At 39.6% G+C, this 21,222-nt stretch carries 23 protein-coding genes; 15 read left to right on the plus strand and 8 right to left on the minus strand.

All coding sequences use genetic code 11. The annotated features are described in order from the left end of the window. Nucleotides 1-2 precede the first annotated feature (2 nt). A complete protein-coding gene (locus tag FL972_RS10750) occupies nt 3-527 on the minus strand; it encodes an NADPH-dependent FMN reductase (RefSeq protein WP_091651988.1) in 525 nt (174 codons plus the stop codon). 95 nt (nt 528-622) lie between these two features. Here FL972_RS10750 and FL972_RS10755 point away from each other — a divergent pair, with 95 nt between their 5' ends. Continuing rightward, the gene (locus tag FL972_RS10755) at nt 623-1,441 is read left to right on the plus strand and encodes a purine-nucleoside phosphorylase (RefSeq protein ID WP_144605394.1); all 819 of its coding nucleotides are present in this window, start codon (nt 623-625) and stop codon (nt 1,439-1,441) included. Here FL972_RS10755 and FL972_RS10760 read toward each other — a convergent pair whose 3' ends face one another. Then, nucleotides 1,442-1,906, minus strand: coding sequence for a hypothetical protein (locus FL972_RS10760; RefSeq protein ID WP_144605395.1), 465 nt, complete (start codon nt 1,904-1,906; stop codon nt 1,442-1,444). 268 nt (nt 1,907-2,174) lie between these two features. Here FL972_RS10760 and FL972_RS10765 point away from each other — a divergent pair, with 268 nt between their 5' ends. The 6 genes from FL972_RS10765 to FL972_RS10790 all read left to right on the plus strand — a co-directional run bounded on the left by FL972_RS10765 (nt 2,175) and on the right by FL972_RS10790 (nt 9,197). Continuing rightward, entirely contained in the window at nt 2,175-4,514 is a 2,340-nt protein-coding gene (locus tag FL972_RS10765) for a TonB-dependent receptor (RefSeq protein ID WP_222116026.1), read from the plus strand. Then, a complete protein-coding gene (locus FL972_RS10770) occupies nt 4,507-5,601 on the plus strand; it encodes a DUF4249 domain-containing protein (RefSeq protein WP_144605397.1) in 1,095 nt (364 codons plus the stop codon). The genes FL972_RS10765 and FL972_RS10770 overlap by 8 nt, the downstream gene beginning before the upstream one ends. Nucleotides 5,602-5,769: 168 nt before the next feature. Then, a complete protein-coding gene (locus FL972_RS10775) occupies nt 5,770-6,504 on the plus strand; it encodes a ThuA domain-containing protein (RefSeq protein WP_091651121.1) in 735 nt (244 codons plus the stop codon). Nucleotides 6,505-6,580: 76 nt separating this feature from the next. After that, nucleotides 6,581-7,162 carry a NifU family protein gene (locus FL972_RS10780; protein WP_091651116.1) on the plus strand — a complete coding sequence of 194 codons (582 nt, stop codon included), beginning with the start codon at nt 6,581-6,583 and terminating at the stop codon, nt 7,160-7,162. Between the two features lie 11 nt (nt 7,163-7,173). Continuing rightward, entirely contained in the window at nt 7,174-8,247 is a 1,074-nt protein-coding gene (locus tag FL972_RS10785; RefSeq protein ID WP_144605398.1) for a DUF3810 domain-containing protein, read from the plus strand. A 59-nt stretch (nt 8,248-8,306) separates the two neighbouring features. After that, on the plus strand, nt 8,307-9,197 hold the full coding sequence (locus FL972_RS10790) for a peptidoglycan DD-metalloendopeptidase family protein (RefSeq protein ID WP_144605399.1): 891 nt from the start codon (nt 8,307-8,309) through the stop codon (nt 9,195-9,197). Here FL972_RS10790 and FL972_RS10795 read toward each other — a convergent pair. Both FL972_RS10795 and dusB read right to left on the minus strand, forming a co-directional pair. Beyond that, nucleotides 9,182-10,105 (minus strand): DMT family transporter, encoded by a 924-nt coding sequence (locus tag FL972_RS10795; protein WP_144605400.1) that lies wholly within the window; start codon nt 10,103-10,105, stop codon nt 9,182-9,184. The genes FL972_RS10790 and FL972_RS10795 overlap by 16 nt on opposite strands. 187 nt (nt 10,106-10,292) lie before the next feature. Continuing rightward, on the minus strand, nt 10,293-11,285 hold the full coding sequence (gene dusB, locus FL972_RS10800) for a tRNA dihydrouridine synthase DusB (protein ID WP_144605401.1): 993 nt from the start codon (nt 11,283-11,285) through the stop codon (nt 10,293-10,295). A gap of 37 nt (nt 11,286-11,322) precedes the next feature. Here dusB and FL972_RS10805 point away from each other — a divergent pair, with 37 nt between their 5' ends. From FL972_RS10805 to FL972_RS10830, 6 genes are all read left to right on the plus strand, one after another. Beyond that, nucleotides 11,323-12,276, plus strand: coding sequence for a CPBP family intramembrane glutamic endopeptidase (locus tag FL972_RS10805; RefSeq protein ID WP_144605402.1), 954 nt, complete (start codon nt 11,323-11,325; stop codon nt 12,274-12,276). Further along, entirely contained in the window at nt 12,251-12,457 is a 207-nt protein-coding gene (locus FL972_RS10810; protein ID WP_144605403.1) for a putative signal transducing protein, read from the plus strand. The genes FL972_RS10805 and FL972_RS10810 overlap by 26 nt, the downstream gene beginning before the upstream one ends. Beyond that, the gene (locus FL972_RS10815; RefSeq protein ID WP_144605404.1) at nt 12,441-13,280 is read left to right on the plus strand and encodes a phosphatidate cytidylyltransferase; all 840 of its coding nucleotides are present in this window, start codon (nt 12,441-12,443) and stop codon (nt 13,278-13,280) included. The genes FL972_RS10810 and FL972_RS10815 overlap by 17 nt, the downstream gene beginning before the upstream one ends. A gap of 69 nt (nt 13,281-13,349) precedes the next feature. Then, entirely contained in the window at nt 13,350-14,627 is a 1,278-nt protein-coding gene (locus FL972_RS10820) for a Glu/Leu/Phe/Val family dehydrogenase (RefSeq protein WP_144605405.1), read from the plus strand. A 71-nt stretch (nt 14,628-14,698) separates the two neighbouring features. Next, on the plus strand, nt 14,699-15,361 hold the full coding sequence (locus FL972_RS10825) for a phosphatidylserine decarboxylase family protein (RefSeq protein ID WP_144605406.1): 663 nt from the start codon (nt 14,699-14,701) through the stop codon (nt 15,359-15,361). Nucleotides 15,362-15,427: 66 nt separating this feature from the next. Further along, nucleotides 15,428-15,940: a hypothetical protein gene (locus FL972_RS10830; protein WP_144605407.1), complete on the plus strand. Its 513-nt coding sequence runs from the start codon at nt 15,428-15,430 to the stop codon at nt 15,938-15,940. Here FL972_RS10830 and FL972_RS10835 read toward each other — a convergent pair. The 4 genes from FL972_RS10835 to FL972_RS10850 form a co-directional block, all read right to left on the minus strand. Continuing rightward, the gene (locus FL972_RS10835) at nt 15,937-16,404 is read right to left on the minus strand and encodes a Clp protease ClpB (RefSeq protein ID WP_144605408.1); all 468 of its coding nucleotides are present in this window, start codon (nt 16,402-16,404) and stop codon (nt 15,937-15,939) included. The genes FL972_RS10830 and FL972_RS10835 overlap by 4 nt on opposite strands. 75 nt (nt 16,405-16,479) lie before the next feature. Next, complete coding sequence (mnmD, locus tag FL972_RS10840; protein ID WP_144605409.1) at nt 16,480-17,178, minus strand: tRNA (5-methylaminomethyl-2-thiouridine)(34)-methyltransferase MnmD; 699 nt, start codon at nt 17,176-17,178, stop codon at nt 16,480-16,482. Further along, complete coding sequence (gene ispF / locus FL972_RS10845) at nt 17,175-17,657, minus strand: 2-C-methyl-D-erythritol 2,4-cyclodiphosphate synthase (protein ID WP_144605410.1); 483 nt, start codon at nt 17,655-17,657, stop codon at nt 17,175-17,177. Before ispF ends, mnmD begins: the two co-directional genes overlap by 4 nt. After that, complete coding sequence (locus FL972_RS10850; protein WP_144605411.1) at nt 17,654-18,895, minus strand: M16 family metallopeptidase; 1,242 nt, start codon at nt 18,893-18,895, stop codon at nt 17,654-17,656. Before FL972_RS10850 ends, ispF begins: the two co-directional genes overlap by 4 nt. Before the next feature lie 196 nt (nt 18,896-19,091). Between FL972_RS10850 and bshC the strand changes: the two genes are divergently transcribed. Continuing rightward, nucleotides 19,092-20,657 (plus strand): bacillithiol biosynthesis cysteine-adding enzyme BshC, encoded by a 1,566-nt coding sequence (bshC, locus tag FL972_RS10855; protein WP_144605412.1) that lies wholly within the window; start codon nt 19,092-19,094, stop codon nt 20,655-20,657. Next, nucleotides 20,647-21,216 carry a 5-formyltetrahydrofolate cyclo-ligase gene (locus tag FL972_RS10860; protein ID WP_144605413.1) on the plus strand — a complete coding sequence of 190 codons (570 nt, stop codon included), beginning with the start codon at nt 20,647-20,649 and terminating at the stop codon, nt 21,214-21,216. The genes bshC and FL972_RS10860 overlap by 11 nt, the downstream gene beginning before the upstream one ends. Nucleotides 21,217-21,222 lie beyond the last annotated feature (6 nt).

Genomic DNA, 21,222 nt, shown 5'->3' on the forward strand with positions numbered 1-21,222 from the left:
TCCTAAAAATCAAGCAGCATCTCTGCCTGGGATTGCAGCAGTTCTACATACAGCCTGTTGGTGAGCAGGTTATCTGACATATTTTGCTCAATTTTAGCGAGCTTCGGCTTGAGAGCAAGAACATGCATTCCTAGGTAATGGAATATATCGGTGAGGTGGCTCAATGCGATGCCACCTCCCCCGATTCCAGAAGAAAGGCCGACTAGTGCGGCTTTTTTATTTCTAAAAGTATTGGGATAGGTCATCCCGTCAATGAATGATTTTAAAATCCCTGGAAATGACCCATTGTATTCAGGGACGATGAAGACAAACTTTTTCCCATCTGCTACCCTCTGATGGAATGAATTATATTCCTCATTTTTTCCATTATTCTCATAAAGAGCTGTCTCGATAAAATCCGAAGGCAAATCTTCCAATTCCAGAATTTCAGATTCAACTCCTTTTTGACTCAATAGGCCTTGATAGTATAGGGCGATTTGTTTGGAAACAGAGTTTTTGCGGTTTGTTCCGACTATGATCTTAATCATTTTTATCAAATTATGCTGAAAGCTATACAAGCTAAAGGGGGTAAAAGTTCGTAGCTAGGGCAATATTAATATCTTTGCGATAAACCTAAACTTCTATGACTTATCCATCTCAAATTGCAGAAGCGAGCAACTTTTTGAAAAATCTTTATCCTCAGCCCGTAGAGAATATGATTATTCTCGGCACTGGATTGGGCAAACTGGGCGACCAGATCGATCTTGACTTGGAAGTCGATTATGCGGATATTCCTCATTTCCCGGTTTCCACCGTTGAAAGTCATTCCGGCAAACTTATTTTTGGAACTCTCGGCGGCAAAAAAGTTGTGGCCATGAAGGGTAGATTCCATTACTATGAAGGGTACTCTATGAAGCAGGTGACATTTCCTGTAAGAGTTTTGAAGACGCTGGGTGTAAAAAGACTTTTCGTTTCCAATGCTTCCGGAGGGCTAAATCCCAATCAAGAAGTAGGAGAAGTCATGATAATCAGCGATCATATAGATCTATTTCCTGAAAACCCTTTAAGAGGTCACAATCCGGATGAGTTTGGGCCAAGATTTCCGGATATGAGTGATGCTTACTCTAAAAGACTGATTGAAAAGGCAGAAAAGATCGGGAAAGATTTAGGCTTTAAACTACACAAAGGAGTGTATGCTGGCGTATCAGGCCCAAATTTGGAAACTCCTGCAGAATATAAATATTTGAGGATTATTGGAGCTGATGCAGTAGGTATGAGTACAGTTCCGGAGGTCTTGGTGGCCAGACAATCAGGAATTGAGGTTTTTGGAATTTCCGCTATAACTGATCTAGGTGTAGAAGGGAAAATAAAGAGGATTACCCTTCAGGAAGTTTTGGAAGCAGCTGCCAAAGCTGAACCAATCATGGCGAGAGTCATGAAGGAATTGATTCAGGCTCTTTAATCAATCCTGTGGCAATTGATCTATAAATTCAGTCAATTCTTCCAAATAAGGCCTGATCACTTCAGGCCAGGTAGTTTCATCTGCATCTATTTGCCAATATAGAGTCCCTTCACGATTGTCAAAAGCCAAATAAATACCTCCTTGGTCCGCGCAATCCGGGCATCCAATTACAGAGAAGGGATTTTCCAATAAGGATTGGGGAAAGTTATCTCTTAATGATTTTGCCTTCGCTACGTACTGATTACTTAAGGGTGTAGGTTTATAAGTAATGGTGGCGGCTTCCCTAAATGAGTTTAAGTTGTCTACATACAACTTATCATTTTCCAGCTTGTAAATCTGGATACAATTGCCCGTACAAAAGGCTGACCATCTCCCAAATACAAAAGCATCCTGAAGCGGTTCTTCTGATTCTTTACAGGTACTGAACACAAGAATTGTCAGCAAAAGAAGCATTAGCTTTTTCATGATTCGAATTTTATGCTCTTCTAATGTGTAAATTTAATAGTAATAGCTTGAGCATTTTAATGCCTTTATCATCCTTTAAATACACTTTGTCAAGTTTTTCTAAAGCTTTGACATTTTTGAAGTGTAATTTATCGGATTGATAATTACATTTATCATATACGAATTTCATTTTTTTTTGATACTCGAATCAAGTATGCTTAAAGCAAAACTGATATTTTCTTTCCTGCTGTTTTTTTGGGCAATAAACTCCTACGCTCAAACCGACTCTTTGAGTTTTCAATTTGGAAAAAAGGAAGGAAACCATCTTTTTAATTATATTCTCACAGGTAAAATTACCGACAAGAAAAGTGGCGAGGGGATTGACGGGGTAGGAGTTCATGTAGATGGATTTTATTCGGGAATCAGTACCGATAGATTTGGAACATATTTTATTCAGCTTGCTCCAGGAGAGCACAAGGTCACCTTCAGGCATACTTCAAAAATTCCTGTTTTTACTCAAGTGTCACTTTTTGACAATGGAATTATTTCTATTTCTATGGAGGAGAAAAGTTATGAGTTAGAAGGGGTAGTAGTACTTTCTGATGAGCCTGATAGAAATGTGCGAAATCCAATTACTGGAATAGAAAAATTGACCACGCGCGAACTCAAGGCAATTCCTGCGTTTTTGGGAGAAGCTGATATTTTTAAAGGGTTACAGCTTTTGCCCGGTGTCAGCTCAGTCGGTGAGGGTACTTCAGGAATCAATGTAAGGGGAGCAAAAACCGATCAAAATCTCCTGTTGATGGACGAAGTTTTAGTTTTGAGTTCCAATCATGCATTGGGATTTTTGTCGGCATTTAATACCGATGTGACGGAATCATTTACTCTTTACAAAGGAAATTTACCTTCGAATTTAGGGGGTAGAGCAGGATCAGCATTGAATATTGCTATGCGCTCAGGCTCCAAGGAGACCTGGTCCGGAATTGCAGGTATAGGTACTTCCAATGGGAAACTGATGCTAGAAGGCCCTATTCAGAAGGAAAAGGCAAGTATAATTATTGGCGGGCGAGTGTCCAACGCCAATTGGTTATTGCAGCAAGCTAGAGACTTAGATATCAAAAACTCCAAATTAAAATTCCATGACGCCTACATAGGGTTGAATTGGAATTTGGCTCAAGGGCATGATTTGGAAGTAAACACTTTGATGACGGGCGATTATTTTAAATTTTCTGATGAGTTCGGGTATGATTGGTCAAATCGAGTGAGTTCCATCAAGTATAAAGGGATCTTGGGAGAGCAACTATCATTGAAAGCTTTATTAGCCAATGGGGAATTTTCCAATACTTTTTTCGACCCGGAGGGAATCGATGCTGCGCAAGTAGAAAATGGTATGGATTATCAGCAGGCAAAGGTCACTTTGGTATGGGCCACTGATCGCTTTTCCATTTCCAATGGAGCCGAACTTGTCTATTATTCAGGGAAATCCGAGCAGTTAAGTCCCTTTTTTGAAGGATCAAATGTAGCTACTGAGCAGGTTGGAAAAGAACAAGGTCTGGAAAGTGCTTTATTTTCAAGTTTAGAATGGGATATTAGTCAAAATACCGCTATTATGGCGGGTTTTAGATACTCATTTTATAGCCAAAAAGGACCTGATACCGTTTTTGTCTACAGAGAAAATGCTCCAATCACTAGGGAAGAAACTATTGGACAGGAGTTTTTTGAAGGAGGATCTTTAGCCAACTACAATGGGTTTGAGCCCAGGATTTCCTTACGTCAGAATTTTGGTCAAAACCTTTCAGCCAAATTGAGCTATTCCAGGCTTAATCAATACATACAATCAGTAAGCAATACTTTCGGGCCCACCCCAATTGATCTTTGGCAATTGAGCACAAGATATATTCCCCCTCAGCGATCTGATAATTTTTCATTTGGCATTTTCAGAAATAGTAAAGGGAATGAGTGGGAGTTTTCTGTAGATGGATTTTTTCGAAAAATTCAGAACCAAGTAGAATACAAAGATTTTGCTCAGATCTTTTTAAATCCTCAGATGGAAACCGAATTAGTTTTTGGTGAAGGGAGAGCCTATGGTGCTGAATTCATGATTAAAAAAAATCTAGGAGTTCTCACAGGTTGGCTCGCTTATACCTATTCCAGGTCCTTTTTCAGAAGTTTGGGGGAGTTTGAAGAAAAGCAGATCAATCAGGGAGAATGGTATCCAAGCAATTATGATAAGCCGCATGAGATAAATTTTATTCTTAGCAGAAAAATGTACCCAAGAGGATTGTTTAACTTTTCTGTCAATTATGCCAGTGGCAGACCAGTCAGTGCTGTCAATTCAAGTTACATTTTAAATGGATTGGTTATTCCGGAGTATTCTGAGAGAAATCAGTATAGAATACCGGATTACTTTCGGGTTGACATTTCGTACACTTTCGAAAAAGTATTTTCAAAGAAGGGCGATAGTCTCAACTTTAGCATTTATAACCTCTTAGGGAGGCGAAATGCATATTCAGTTTTTTGGCAAAAAGATGGGGATAGCAGGCAATTGAGGCCTTACAGACTGGCAGTTTTAGGAGCTATTTTCCCCTCAATTACGTATAGCATTCAGATAGGAGGAGAAAATGAATAAACATCTTACAACTTTTTGCTTAGCCTTGATTTTTTTGATGTTTGCCTCATGCATAGATCAGATTACTTTTCCTTTGGATAAAGGAACAGAAAAGCTCATTGTTTCTGGACAGATAAGTAACCTCGATGAAGACAAATTTGTATTCCTGTCAGAAACCACTTCGGCCAACAGGGAGCCTTTATACTCAGGGCAATATTTGGTTTTAAATGATTTGCCTAGACCTGTAAGGGGTGCTCAAGTAGTTGTTATAGGGAGTGATAATTCCCGGAGTAGATTCAATGAAATCGGACCTGGAAAATACATGCTCGGCAGAGAAGTGAAATTCAAATCAGCGGTAGAATATCACCTTGAGATAATCATTCAGGGAAAGCGATACCTGTCTATTCCGGAAAAGATGCCTGATATTGTTGGAGAAGATGAATTGAGCTATGAGTTTGTACGTGGTAATTTTAAAGGGGCTCCCGAAACTGCCTTCATCTCTATACAAACTGAAGTTAGCCTTCCTGAAACTATTGAGCCCTACTATTTACGATGGGATGTGGACGAGGCTTACTATTGGAATTTGACATTTTTTCCTAACCCTTTTAACAAAGCACCCCCTGATTGCTACGTTTTTGACTTTCCTGATCCAGAAAGAATTGCGTTGTTTAATGGACAAGCCTCCGGTTTTTCTACAAACCAAAATAGGCAGATAGTAGCCCAACGCGTGGTGGATGAGTCCTTCTTGAGTAGACATTATTTCAATGTCAGACAAGTGAGTATTTCCAGGGAGTCTTTTGATTATTGGCAAAAGGTAAAAGTTTTAGTCAATAATACTGGCTCAGTATTCGATACCCCACCAGCTCCGATTAGAGGTAATCTGTATAATGACAAAGATCCTGAAGAAGTTGTTTTGGGATATTTCGAAGTGGCAAAAGTGAGTCAAAAAAGAATTTATACCACAAGAGCAGACGTGCCTTTTTTCCTTCCAGAGATCTGTACTTACGAACGAGATAGGCCGTTGGATAAATATCCAAAAACATGCCTCCGATGCAGTGAATTTCCAAATAGTACAAACGATACCCCTCATTGGTGGTTTGATCAATAGGAGATTATCTGGTGGGGTCCTATGGAATAGCTTTGTAATTTCTTACCGAGATCGATTTAGATGGTAAGTTTTAAATGAGCTCTTGATTAGCCGATAATAAAAAAAATACTTTTTGACTTCTAGCTTTTTGTATTTTGTGTTTGTTATCAACTCAAACCCAAAAAACCTATGAAACTTAAATTCCTTTTACTTACAGTTTGTCTCCTAACTGCCGGTTTGATGCAGTCCCAAGCTCAACAATTCCGAGCTTTGGTTTTTAGTAAAACTGCCGGCTTCAGACATCAGTCCATCCCAGACGGTGTGGTGGCCTTAAAAAAATTGGGTCAGACCCATGTGTTTTCTGTTCATACGACAGAGGACGCCAATTACTTCAAAGATGAGAATTTGGAGAAATTTGATGTCATTATCCTGATGAGTACCACTGGGACAATTTTCAATGAGGAGCAGAAAGCTGCTTTTCAAAAATTTGTAAGAAGTGGCAAAGGCGTTGTGGGAATTCACTCAGCTACAGATACTGAATACGATTGGCCATGGTACAATCAATTGATTGGAGCTTACTTCTTAGCTCATCCCAAGCAGCAAACTCTGAGATTAGAAGTAGTAGACTCCAATCATCCTGCCACTTGGCATTTACCTAAAAATTGGCTTTGGACAGATGAGTTATATGAATTCAGAAATATCAACCCCAATATTAAAGTGCTTCTCAATGCAGATGAATCTACCTATCAAGTAGCTAAAGGTAATGGGGCAAATCATCCTATGGCTTGGTATCATGAGTTTGACGGCGGACGGGTATTTTATACGGCTTTAGGCCATGTGGAGTCGGCTTATGAGGATCCGGATTTTTTAAAGCATTTATATGGGGGGATTTGGTACGCAGCAACCGGAGAGCCTATGAAATAATTCCGAATGGAAACTTACCTTTGCAGGAACTATTCGCCTTGATTGGGGTTTATTTCAACAAAAAACTGATAAACTGATGCTAAAAGCACAAGCAAGACCGGTTCACCTCTACATGGAGGCTAACCCAAATCCGAATTCCTTGAAGTTTGTTGCCAATTTTATGTTGGTGGAAGACGGTTTGAGCTTTGATTTTCCAAATGCAGAAAGTGCTGAAAATAGCCCATTGGCTCAAGAATTGTTTAACTTCTCTGCAGTGGAACGCGTTTTCATAGCTTCTAATTTTGTCACAGTTACCAAATCGGAGGAAGTAGAGTGGCCTGAAATACAGACCATCATCAGAGATCATATTAAACAATATTTGGAAGCAGGGAAAAAGCCTGTTCAAGCTAGTTTTGATAAGGATCCTTTATTTGATGAAAATGACTCCGAAATTGTCAAAAAGATTAAAGGAATTCTCGATGAATATATCCGTCCAGCAGTAGAGCAGGATGGTGGAGCTATTGTTTTTCATTCCTTCAAAGACGGAGTGGTGAAGGTTCTTTTACAGGGAGCCTGTTCAGGTTGCCCTTCCAGTACCGTGACCCTCAAAGCAGGTATTCAAAACTTGCTTACCCGCATGCTTCCCGAAGTGAAGGAAGTGGAAGCGGAAGGAATTTGATATCAAAACTAATGGGAAAGAGAGATTGGTCGTGGACAATCCTTGGCCTGATGGCTCTGGGGTTAAGATGGTTGGCAATTCGCTATCCTGAAGCGACTGATGAAATTTATTCCAGAACTTTCTTTCCTGGAATCAGAAATGTGATTGATATGACGCTGGGGCATCTGCCATTCCCCAGCGTTTATCTTTTTATTCTATCCATTGTAATTTTAATTGGGATCTTTGTCCGCAATTTTTACAAAACCAAAGGCTGGAAAGGTAGAAGCATACTCAGCATTAGGTCTTTGCTGAATAGTTTAGGCGCGATAGTCTTTTTCTTTTTGGTCCTTTGGGGCTTCAATTACCAACGAACTCCCATTTTCAAACAGCTTTCTTTGACACCTAAGTCTCTTAATTTGGAGCAAATCAAATCTGAAGTTCAGATCACCCAACGCTTGGTGACTCAATACAGAGGGCAGATTTCTACTGATACCGCGGCTATAGGAGAAATAATAGCCTATCCTGAATTGGAGAAATTGGTTCGTGAAAATATGAGTGAAAATCTGGATTTGCTGGGTTTGAATTTCACAGGAAGACCAAGAACCAAATTATTTCCACCACCCGGATTCATGCGTAAAATGGGGATATTGGGAATATATTTCCCTTTTACCGGTGAAAGTTATATAGACCCTACGCTTCATCCTTTGGAAAGACCATTCACCGTTGCTCATGAAATGGCGCACAGCTATGGAGTAACAGATGAAGGTGAGGCAAACTTTATAGCTTGGGTAATTTGTACCAATTCCAATGATCCTCTTTTGAGATACTCAGGTCAACTGAGACTTTTGCTCTACCAAATCAGAGATTATTACAGGATGGCTCCTGATCAATATAAAGAATGGCTCAAGACCTTAGATGTAAGTGTCCGTAATGATATCAGATCCATTCAGGCTGAAAACGCCAAATATCAGCCTATATCCTTAGAGATAAGTAGGAAAACCAATGATATTTTCCTTAAGTCTCAAGGCGTCAAGGCAGGAATAAACAGCTATCAGCAACTCCCTATGTTAGCCTTTGCCTGGAGAGAGCGAATGAAAGAATTTTGAATTAAAGATTGCGCAATTAGTTTATTGGCTATATTTTTAGATTCAAACCCTATGTTTTCATGAGAATCCTTTTTGCTTCCTTTTTCCTCTTCATATTTTCCTTTTCTTTTGCTCAAATCACTGTTGAATCTGAAAGAGATTCCGAGGGGAATGTTCAGATCTATGCCACAAATAGTGATTTAATCCCCTATACCATTCAGTTCGAGTTTTCCAACCTTCAAAACCTCAGCGCTACCGGTGGAAATTATGCAATAGGCGTAGCTAACCCGGGTAAATCAAAGGTGGCGACGCTTAAAAGGGGCAGTGCTAATCAAAGCACTAATTTTTCCTTTAAATACAGCTATTTGAAAGGAAATATTTATGCAAAATCTAAATCAGAGCCCGTTTATTTAATTCCTGTAAAGGAAGGAACAAAGGTTCTTGGTGGCAACATGACACATATTGAAAACAGAATTCGTTCCGAGGCTAATAATGAGACTTATGTTGGAGTATCCTTTAGATTTGATGAAGAAGTGGAAATTGTAGCTCCCAGAAAGGGAACAATCGTAGGCTTGAAAATGGACTTGATAGAAGGGAAGGAAAATCTTGCTTTTAGCAGAGAGGAGAATTATATAGAAATATATCATGAGGATGGAACCTGGACCAAATTGATGGTATTGAAGGGAGGTTCTGAAAGAGTAAAACTGGGTCAGGAAGTATTCCCAGGAGATGTTTTGGCCGTATCTGGCGGGGAAAATTATGAAAATGGACGCCATATCAGAATGGCAGTCACCAAAATCAGTAAGGACAATCTGGGAAAATTAAAGTATGAGATTGAGCCGGTAAAATTTTGGATACAAGGGAAAGAGGCTACCGTGGAATCACCGGATTCTTTCGAGGTGGAGCATCCCAAATCTCTTGTGACAGCAGAAATGAGTAAAAGGGAATTGAAAGCCTATGAGGGGCGCTGATTATTTTTTATTTTTTTTCTATTCCCTATCCAAACTCCCAGAATTACAGCGGCTATTCCCACATAGTGCCCAAACAGCAAAACTTCTCCGTCCCAAACTCCCCACATAATAGCCACAATTGGAATCAAGTAGGTAACAGAACTTGCAAAAACCGGGCTTGCTGTTTTCACCATCATATTGAAAATGATAAGCGCTAGAGCTGTTCCCAAGACTCCTAAAAGCGTGACATATCCCAGTGCGGTCCAAGCCCCTTCCACCGAAACCAGCTTGTAAGAAAACTGAGTTCCTGCCATTAAATAAATAAGTGCTGCAGGCAATACCATGAGCAAAGATATGGCTGTGATCTCTACCGGCTTAAGTTCCACGAATCGAAACTTGATCAGGTTGAGATTAAAGCCATAGCAGGTACAGGCCAAGATGACGAAAAAAGCATAGGCATTGATGTCTGAAAAAGCCCCGAAACCATCACCTTCTTTGACCGTTACCAAGACCACTACGCCTAAAAAAGCGATGAATAATCCTATGGCATTTCGTCTGGTGATTTTTGAATTAAAGAATATGGCACCTACCAAAACAACGAATAAGGGGGTAAGCGCATTCAGAACCCCAGTTAGGGAGCTGCTTAGCTGGGTTTGTGCTTTTGCAAATAGAAATGCAGGAATGAAACTTCCCACGAGGCCCACCAAAATAAGATTTTGTATTTGAGGGCTCTTTAGGTTTTTTACTTTAGGAATCGAAAGCGGAAGCAGAAAGGTAGCCGCAGCAACTATCCTGTAGGCGCCTAGCTCTCCTGGGGAAAACACATTCAGCCCCCTCTTTATCAAAATAAAAGAACTTCCCCAAACTAAAGCTAAAACGATTAAGAAGCCCCAGTTTTTTAAAGTGTTTTCAGATTCTCCAGTTGACATTCGCTTGGGTGGGTGAGTAATGCACGGCAAAAAAAGCGAATTCAACTCAGAATTGTTTAAAAAAGTTGATCAACCCCAAATATTCCAAGCTGAGGTGAAAATGACTGTGATGTCTTTTGATTTTTTTGCCAAAAACAGAATAGAAGGCAAAAAAAAGCCCCAACAATTGTCGGGGCTCAAGTTAGAATTAAGAAAATTCATAATCAGCATAAGCATGAGCGACCTGTTGGAGAATCTCGCAAACGTGCTCATAGGACTCTGCTGTTACCATTTCGGTTCTATATTGTTTGAAATTGGGCATTCCTCTAAAATAATTGGTGTAATGCCTTCTCATTTCAAGTATTCCTAATTTTTCACCTTTCCATTCTACTGAAAAATCCAGATGTTTTTTTGCTATGGCAATTCTTTCATCCAAATCTGGGGCTGGAAGCTTCTCTCCATTCTGAAGGTATTGTTTTATTTCGTTGAAAATCCAGGGATACCCTATAGAGGCTCTTCCTATCATCATCCCATCCACATTGTATTTTGCCTTGTATTCTGCAGCTTTCTCAGGAGAATCTATATCACCATTTCCAAAAACTGGAATGTGCAATCGGGGATTTTCCTTTACCAAATTGAGATACGACCAGTCAGCTTCACCTTTATACATTTGCTGTCTGGTTCTTGCATGTATACTGATTGCCTGAATTCCTACGTCCTGTAGTCTTTCTGCAACTTCTACGATGCGAATGGTTTCGTGATTCCAGCCCAGTCTGGTTTTCACTGTAACTGGGATATTGACAGCTCTGACAATTTCAGCAGTCATGGATACCATTTTGTCTATATCCAAAAGAATTCCTGCTCCTGCTCCTTTGCAGGCTACTTTGTGAACAGGGCAACCGTAATTAATATCCAAAATATCAGGCCCGGCTTCTTCGGCGATAGCAGCAGCTTCTCTCATGGATTCAATTTCATTCCCGAAAATCTGAATCCCTATCGGACGCTCATAATCGAAAATATCGAGTTTTTGGACGCTTTTTGCGGCGTCTCGGATCAGACCCTCAGAACTGATAAACTCAGTATACATCAAGTCTGCGCCGTTTTGTTTGCACACAGCACGAAATGGAGGATCACTCACATCTTCCATGGGTGCCAACAATAATGGGAATTCTCCCAACTCCAACTTTCCTATCTTTACCACTGCTAATTCTAAATTTGGCGTAAATTTACACTCAAATATGGAGATATACGAAACTCAAGCAGAAATAGGTAAGCGCAAGAGCTGGCTTTTGTCCTTGGTAGTCATAGTTTTAGTAGGTTTTGGAGTCCTGATTTTACTCCAATCTCTTGCCCTCGCCCTTGCAGTTCCCCTTTTTGATTTATCAATTCCTCAGATCATGTCCCTGATGTCAGGGGATAGCAGTATCCCCAATGGTCGCATGGCCATGTTATTTATTCAGGGTATTGGCTCAGGAATAGGCTTTTGGTTTGCTGCTTGGATGATAATTAAATGGATTGATAAAGCAGAGTTAAACTGGGACTTGCAGATTTCAAGGTTTGGTCTCAAGAAATTCTGGGTCATGGTAGCAATTACCCTTGGGGCTATGTTTTTCAATGGACTTTTGGTGTATTGGAATTCTCAATTGGTTTTGCCTGAATCCCTTTCGGAATTGGAAAGCTGGATGAAGGCCATGGAGGACCAATTGATGCAGTTAACGCAGTTTTTAACTGATTTTCAATCTATTCCAGAGCTCTTGACCGGCTTATTAGTGATAGGAGTGCTCGCAGGAATAGGTGAGGAGATGTTTTTCAGGGGTGTATTGCAGCCTAAGTTACACTTATATACAGGCTCAGTTCACTGGGGCATCTGGCTCACTGCCATCATTTTCTCAGCTATTCATATTCAGTTTTATGGCTTTGTACCTAGGGTATTTTTGGGAGCTATCTTTGGATATTTATATGTGTATTCCGGTAGTTTGGTGTATCCGATTATTGCTCATATTCTCAATAATTCCTTGACCGTATTGTTAGTTTATGCCTCAAACCAAGGATTGGTAGATTTTGATTTGGAGTCCACAGATAATGTCTCATATCCCCTAGCTTTGGGTGGATTATTGGTACTTTTAGCAGGAATCCATTACTTTAAGAAATATAAGCCCCAAACAAATGGAGAACTGGATCAAGGTGTTTGAAAGTCCACAGCAGATCAGAGCTGAAATAGTCAAAGGAGTTTTGGAAGAAAACGATATTCCTGCTGTAGTGCTTAGTAAAAAAGAAACAGCTTATCAGTTCCTGGGTGTTTATGAAGTTCATGTCAATCGGGAAAATCTCATCAAAGCCACCAATTTTATTCAAAATGAGATCTCGTTTTAATATTAATAATTATAGCAATTTAGGCCAAAGGGCAATTACAGCTTTGGTTGGGGCGGTGGTAGTCATTTCTTCTATCATTTATTCTGACTGGACTTATTTTCTGATTTTTGCTGCCATATTGGGATTTGCTCAAATGGAATTTTATAAGCTTTGTGGACTTGACGGGATGTTGCCTCTGAAGAGCTTTGGGACTTTCCTTGGGCTCATGATTTTTACGCTTACTTTTATGATTGAAAAGGAGCGTTTGCCTCAGGAATACCTCTATCTGATATTTCCGATCATTTCCTTGACCTTTTTTATCAAGCTCTACAAGAAAACTGATAAAAAACCTTTTACCGGGGTTGCATTCACCTATCTGGGGATTTTCTATGTGGCTGTTCCCTTTTCATTATTAAATCTCGCTGTCTTCTCGGTAGATCAGGTTTATCATTTTGAAATTATTCTAGGTAGCTTACTGATTCTTTGGGCTTCGGACACCGGAGCCTATTTCGCAGGAACCAAGTTTGGTAAAACAAAGTTATTTGAGAGGGTTTCACCTAAAAAATCCTGGGAAGGATTTTTGGGCGGAGCTTTTTCAGCCATAGCAGTCGCCTTTTTGGTGGCACGATATTTTCACTCTATCCAAGATTGGAAATGGTTGGTGATCTCCGGGATCATCATCATCGCGGGTACGTATGGAGACTTGATAGAGTCTCTTTTCAAAAGATCCATTGAGATAAAAGATTCAGGAAAAGGATTACCGGGACATGGGGGATTTATGGACAGATTTGACGGATTGTTATTATCCGCCCCTTTTATAACCGCTTTTTTGAAAATCTTCTAATTCTGGCTTAGGGAATCTGAAAAACTACTTAATATTGTATCGCATTTCACTACTCAAATAAAACCCAATATGGCTTACATTGAACCGGCTCCGATTAAGGATAAAGAGAATCCTTTGGAGTCAATGATGGAACGATTCAACATTGCAGCTGAAAAGCTGGGACTTTCTGATGAGGTTTACAATGTGTTGAAAAATCCGGCCCGTCAAGTAATTGTTTCCTTACCCATCACCATGGATAATGGAAAAATTCAAGTTTTCGAAGGAATCCGTGTGGTCCATTCCAATATTCTTGGACCAGCAAAAGGTGGGATTCGATTTGCACCTGATGTACATATAGATGAAGTAAGAGCACTGGCTGCTTGGATGACTTGGAAGTGTGCGGTTGTGGATATTCCATACGGTGGAGGTAAAGGAGGAGTTAGATGTAACCCTCGTGAAATGTCCAAAGGAGAAATCGAAAGATTGATGAGAGCCTATACCATGGCTATGATTGATGTTTTCGGACCTGATAAGGATATTCCTGCTCCAGATATGGGTACAGGACCAAGAGAAATGGCTTGGTTGATGGATGAATACTCCAAAGCTCATGGAATGACTGTGAACTCAGTAGTTACCGGCAAACCCTTGGTACTTGGAGGATCCTTAGGAAGAACTGAAGCCACAGGACGTGGAGTTATGGTGACAGCTTTGGCAGCAATGCAAAAACTGAAAATCAATCCTTTCCAAGCTACATGCGCTGTTCAGGGATTTGGTAACGTAGGTTCTTGGGCTGCCCAGCTTTTGGAGGAAAGAGGCTTGAAGATCGTTGCGATCTCTGATCATACAGGAGCTTTTTATAATGATAAAGGCATCAATATTCAGGAAGCAATTCAATTCAGGGATTCAAATGGTGGCCATTTGGAAGGCTTTACCGGCGGAGACAGAATGGATGATCCAATGGATTTATTGACTTTGGAAGTAGATGTATTGGTTCCTGCTGCCGTGGAAGACGTGATCACTGCCAAAAACGTTGATAATATTAAAGCAAAGCTGATTGTGGAAGGTGCTAATGGACCAACATCCGCGAAGGCTGATGCCATTATCAATGAAAAAGGAATTATGGCTGTTCCGGATATCCTGGCAAATGCCGGCGGAGTTACTGTTTCTTATTTCGAATGGGTACAAAACCGGTTAGGATATAAATGGACTGCAGATCGTGTTAATAGACGTTCTGACCGTATCATGAAAGATGCATTTGAGCATGTATATGAGGCTTCTAAGAAGTATGATGTGCCAATGAGAATTGCCGCTTACATTGTGGCAATTGATAAAGTTGCGAAAACTTATACTTATCGTGGTGGCTTCTAAAAAGCAACAATTGTAAGAATCACTTATCTTTGAGGCGTGGAAGCAATTTCACGCCTCTTATCATTTATATTATGACCATACACAGAGAAGGACGAGTTTTATTATTTTGGATGTTAATCATTTTAGTAGCAGCCAATTATTTATTGTATTACTTCTATCCAGATGCGCGATTTTGGCTCAATGTCAGCATGTTGGGCAGTATTGTGATTTATATACTGGTATTGCAATTTTTCAGAAACCCAATTTTTCAGATTCCAAAGGAAGAAGGAGTGATTTTGGCTCCGGCTGATGGCAAGGTGGTCGTTATAGAAGAAGCCTTTGAAGATGAGTACCTCAAAGAAAAAAGAAAGCAGATATCCATATTCATGTCACCTGTCAATGTGCATGTCAATAGATCTCCAATTCGTGGGGTAGTTGAGTTTTTTAAATATCATCCAGGAAAATACCTGGTAGCCTGGCATCCTAAATCCAGTACGGAAAATGAAAGAACCACCATGGTTTTGAAGCTGGATGACGGAATGAAAATTTTGGTGAGGCAAATAGCCGGTGCAGTGGCTAGAAGAATCAAATGGTATGTGAAAGAAGGTTCCCAGTTGGATCAGGGTGCAGAATTCGGGTTTATCAAATTTGGATCAAGAGTAGACGTATTTGTTCCCTTGGATGCAGAGATTCTGGTTTCCATAGATCAAGTGACGAAAGGTGGTAGAACACCATTAGCCAGATTGAAAAAATAATTAGTTTTTGATGTATCAAAAATTCGAGGTTTTTCGTAGAGTTTATATCAACTAATTTTATTCTCTATGAAAATCCTTTTTTATGTATTGATTTGTTTCGTAGCAGCCGGATTTTTTGGCTGTCAGGATTCGGATGGGCCGAGAAATCCACTTTTAGGAACTTGGGAGAACCGTTCATATGTAGATTCTCTGGATGTTTGGTTTGTCCATTCCCTTACAATTAAAAATGATAGCTTGATGGAGGTGAAGAATTTCGCCAGAAAATCAGAGACTGGACCAATCATTGGCTATCATTCAATTGCTGATTCATGGTATAATTATCAAGAAAATCGATTCACCTATTATTATTCAGAAGGTTTATTTTATTTTAATGGGAATAAGGACACTTATGTGGCTAGTCGTTACGGCCCCAAAGAATCTCTCAAACCCGGAATTTTAGATTTTTTCAGGATTCCAGAAGGGGAATTGATCTTTTCAGCGGATGGTCAGAGCTTTGAATTTCAAGAAGATTGTTGGTCGATAAATGCCGATGAAGAATGTGTCGAATTTTCGCCCATGACTTATATCCTCGTCAATTAACTCCTCTTCTTGATTTTATAAATCCAGAAGCCTAAGCCTAAAGTAAAAAGGAAAAAAATCACAGTAGTCCACTCGAAGGTCCTTCTATCAGAAAGCCTTTCCTGGGCTACTTTTTCTTTTTCAGCTAAAGCCCTTTTCAAAGCTTGAACATCTTGTTCCAAACTCATGGTAATAGCCTTGTAATCCTCTTTTTCCTGACCAATTACTGCGGTTTCTATGGATCCACTCAGCTTGAGTTCTTCAATAATCTGATTGTCTTTCGATATAATACGCTCCAGCCATTCATTAGTCTCAGTCATGTCTTTTTTGGTTCTATTCCCAAAAATTCCTGACTTCTTATTTTCTGAAGATTGCCATTGGCGAAAGAGACTTTCTCTCTCTTCCACAAGCCTTTGAAGTCTAGCACTTTCCGAAGCATCAACTTGGAAAAGGCTTAATAAAATCGAAAAAAGTATTGCTAACATAGTGATTTAGTTTTTTTGAAAAGTATCAAATGGAAGGCCAAAGTTATTCGTTTTCTTTCTTTGCCCTTTGACATTTCAGCTTTCTGAATTTTCACTTTTCCAGGCTCTTGTCATTTCTTTCTTCCCTGGAGGTCCAGGAGGGTTTTGAACATCTAGTCCCAGTTCTTTGAGATCTCTCTTAAATTGACCTTTTGCACAGTAAGTAGTCAACACAGCGCCTGGACGCATGGACTTTTCAACTTTTTCCAATAAATCCTTAGCCCATAATTCAGGTTGTTTGCTTGGGGCAAAAGCATCAAAGAATACCACGTCAGAAGGGTATAATTGGGCATCTTCCAGCTTAACCTGATCTTTTTTGAAATTGAAATATTCCGAAACAGGACCTCCCTCATTCCAGGGTAACTGATGTAGTGCCTCGAAATACTTATGATAATGCCAGATGGCATCGTTTTGATCTATATAATTCAGTTGACTGTAGATGTTTTTTTCCAGCGGGAAAGGTTCAATGGTATGGTATAGAACCGGAATTTGATTTTGTTCTGCCCACACTAAAGTCAACCAGGCATTCAGGCCTGTTCCGAAACCCACTTCAAAAATCCGTATGGGATATTTTCTGGGGTTTCTTGCCAGCCAAGAATCCAAGCCATATATCAAAAACACATGAAGAGACTCTCGATAAGCTCCATGAAAGCTATGATAGGTTTCTTTGAGGTCCTCATGATACAGAGAATGGGAACCATCTTCTGTGGTGATGATTTTCACTTTAGCACTCATACTTTATAAATTAAAGCCACACAATAAGCCGAAACCCCTTCTTCTCTTCCTACAAAACCCAGCCACTCTGTGGTAGTAGCTTTCACAGAAATGGAGGACTCTGGTAAGCTCATCACCTCTGCTAAGCATGTTTTCATTGCAGGGATATGAGGGTTTACTTTAGGAACTTGTAGACAAACTGTGGTATCAATATTTCCAACTTCATAACCTTCATCCCTGATGAATTTCATGACGTCTCTCAATAATATTTTGGAATCAATTCCCTTGTATTTGGGATCCTTATCCGAAAAGTGGTAGCCAATATCCCGCATATTTGCAGCACCCAACAAAGCATCACAAATCACGTGAATCAGCACATCTGCATCAGAGTGTCCTACGGCTCCTTTGACATGTTCCAGTTTTATTCCGCCCAGCCAAAAATCATATCCTTCTTTCAGCTGATGTACGTCGTATCCAAACCCTATCCGAAATCCATTCATACTTGATTGCTTTGATAATATAAAGTGGACGATTGGGTTTCGTCCAAAAGTTTATTTGCCCAATTTTTTATTTGTGAAGATTCTATGGAGGACTTTTTCTCATATTCTTTCCAATAGAGGTCGGGATGCCCCAGATTTGCGTAAAAAGCCAGGTTCATTACTCTATTAGTAAGCTGGATTGACTCATATGTTTTCATCGCTCTCCCTTGATTTTTGATTTTTTCCAGGGACTCATCTAAAATCTCTTTAGAGAGGAAATCTGCTAATACCTCGTCTAAGGCTTTTTCAGCTTCATGAGCTTTAACTCCTTTCTCCATTTTTCCTGAAAAAATCAGTAACCCCGGATCATTGGATCCCATAATATAGGCACCGGCAGAAGCGAAGTATTTTCCGTTTTTTACCAGCCTTTGCTCCAAAATAGAGGACTTTCCAAAGCCCAAAAGATCGCTAATCAAATCAGCCTCTAAGAAGCCATCTTCCCCTTTTGCTGGCATTTTGAAAGTCTTATAAAGCGCATCTGTAGGCACAGGGTAATGCACTGCTCTTTGACGTTTTTCTTTTTGCTCATTTTCCATCGGGATTAAATGAGGCGCAAGTGTGGCTTTTGGAATAGGTCCAAACCACTTCTCCGCTAAGGCCAAAACCTCTTTAGCTTTTACAGCACCTCCTACAACAAGAATGGCGTTGTTCGGGGCATAATTTTTCTTGTAAAACTCCCATACATCCTCTTTGGTATACCCCTCAATATCTTCGGGACTTTTTCCAATAGTGGGCCATCGGTAAGGGTGTACCTCATAAGCTAATTCTCTCAAATGATGCCATACATCCCCATAAGGCTGGTTAAGATAGCGCTGCTTATACTCCTCTAAGACCACTTTTCGCTGAGTTTCTATGGTTTTATCATTGAGAGTCAACTGAAGCATTCTGTCTGACTCCAACCAAAAGGCTGTTTCTAGATTGGAGGCCGGCAAAGTCATATAATAGTTGGTGATATCAGGGCTTGTAAAAGCATTACAATTACCGCCTACACGTTCTAGTTCTCTATCAAATACCTTGATATTGGCAGAGCTCCCAAACATCAGGTGTTCAAAGAAATGAGCCAATCCGGTTTTTCCGGGGCTTTCATTTTTGGAGCCTACTTTATATAATAAATTGAAGACAGCCATTTTGCTGCTTTGGTCTTCGTGGACAATTAGCTCAAGCCCATTGTCAAGAAAAAAACGTTCGTATTGAAGCATAAGGTCGCAAAGCTAAGCTTTTTGATGGAGACATATATTTTAGTGAAAAGTCAAATCTGGAGAATTTGTTCCTTTTGTTAGGGATATTTGATAGAAACTATCTTCCATTGATGTAAGAAAGCGTGATTTTTAATAAAAAAACCGAACTTTGGCTAATAGCCATCAGTTTGCCTAGACGAAATTACCAATCACCCTCATGAAAAAATACTGCGTAGAACTCAGAGAAACTCATCAGTTTTCATCATTTTTCTTGGATTACATAGAGGGAAAAGCAGAATTGAGACCATTTTATACTCATCTGCCAAAAATCGAGAGTTTCAAGCAGGCTATAGAAAAGAAAGAGTTTCCAGAAAACAACAGGAAAATTCTCTGTCAAAGCTTAGCCAAACAATACGAGGGAATTGAACTTTTTGAAGAAGAAAAAAAACAATTAGAAGCACTTGCCAGGCCCAACACTTTTACCGTTACCACGGGTCATCAACTGAATTTATTCACAGGGCCTCTCTATTTTATCTATAAGATCGTATCTACAATCAAACTTGCCAAGGAGCTAAACAAAGCATATCCTAATCAGCATTTTGTCCCGGTTTATTGGATGGCAAGTGAAGATCATGATTTTGATGAGATCAATTATTTCAAATTAGACGGTAAAAAATATCAGTGGAATTCCGATCAAAGCGGAGCTGTTGGAGATTTTGAGTTAGATGCCAGTTTTAAGGAATTTTTGAAAGAGGTTCCTTTTGTACATGATGTTTTTAAGCAAGCATATTCCAGCTCCATGACGCTAAAAGAAGCTGTCAGAAAATATGTTCACGAATTATTTGGAGTAAAAGGCTTGCTGATTGTAGATGGTCATGATGCGGGTTTGAAAGGACTATTTAAAGAGGTAATTAAATCGGATTTGATCGATCATGCTCCCCACAAAGAGGCGGTATTGAAAACAGAATCCTTGGAGTCTTTAGGCTATTCCGGACAGATATTTCCAAGAGAAATCAATTTTTTCTATTTGGATCAGGGCTTGCGAGAGCGAATAGAAAAGCATGGAAATTCTTATCTGGTAATAAATTCAGACTTGAAGTTTTCTCAGGATGAGATTCTCAAATTGGTGGAGGAGCATCCAGAGAGATTCAGCCCTAATGTGGTATTGAGACCCCTCTATCAGGAAATGATTTTACCGAATTTAGCCTATTTGGGAGGACCTGCCGAGGTAGTCTATTGGTTGCAGCTAAAGGGTGTATTTGATCATTTCCAAACTCCCTTTCCCGTATTGTTACCAAGGAATTTTGCTTTGATTTTGAGTAAAGAAATTCTTAGAAAAATTGAAAAGTTGGGATGGGATGAGCATGCTATTTTTATGGATAAAGAGGCGTGGAAAAAGGATTTTGTTGCTAAGAACGCGCTTTCTGACATTCAAATGGAAAAAGAAAGAAAACAAGTAGCATTACTTTTTGATAATAGAGGGAAAGAGGCTGAATCTTTGGAGAAAAGTCTAAAGGACTCTTTTGAAGCAGCTAAGGTGAGGAGTTTGAAAATTTTGGATCAAATGTCTGATAAGCTGCGCAAAGCTGAAGAAAAGAGACATCAAATAGCCTTCGGTCGAGTAGATGATATAGAAGACTACCTCAAGCCCAATGGCAGTCCTCAGGAGAGAGTGGTTAATATGATGCAATTTTATCTAGCAGATGATTTATTGATTCAGAAGCTATTTGAAAATTTTGACCCTATGGATTTCAGAATGATGGTTTTGAAATATGAGGACTGAAAAAGATGAATACAGGAGGCTTTATAAAGAAAAGCGGGAATCCTTATCCGATAAGGAGCTAGAGGAGGCTTCCTTATTAATTTTTAAAAACTCAACTGAATGGCTGAAGGATCAAAAATTCCATAGCGTCCATATTTTTTTACCGATAAAAAAGCAGCGTGAGGTAAATACCTTTCCCATTGTTGAGTTTTTTTGGAGAGCAGGGGTTCCTTTATATACCTCCATGGTACAAGTTTCAACCAATACGCTCCAAACTATTACCGTCCCAAAAAACGTAGAATTTGTTGAAGATAAGTGGGGGATTCCTTTACCTGTGGAATTTGATTTGATAGAAAAGCCTGAAATAGACCTGATTTTCATCCCATTATTAGCTTATGATGAAAGTGGAGCAAGGTTAGGTTTTGGTAAAGGCTATTATGATAAATTTTTGTATGAGTTGAGTTATGAGCCAATTAAGCTTGGCTTGAGTTTTTTTGGACCAGAGAAAGAATTACCTAAAGAAGCGCATGATATTCCATTGGACTTTTGTATAAATCCTCAAAAAGTCCTTACATTTTAGTCTTGA

This window comes from Algoriphagus algorifonticola (genome assembly GCF_007655305.1).
GTDB classification, from domain to species: domain Bacteria; phylum Bacteroidota; class Bacteroidia; order Cytophagales; family Cyclobacteriaceae; genus Algoriphagus; species Algoriphagus algorifonticola.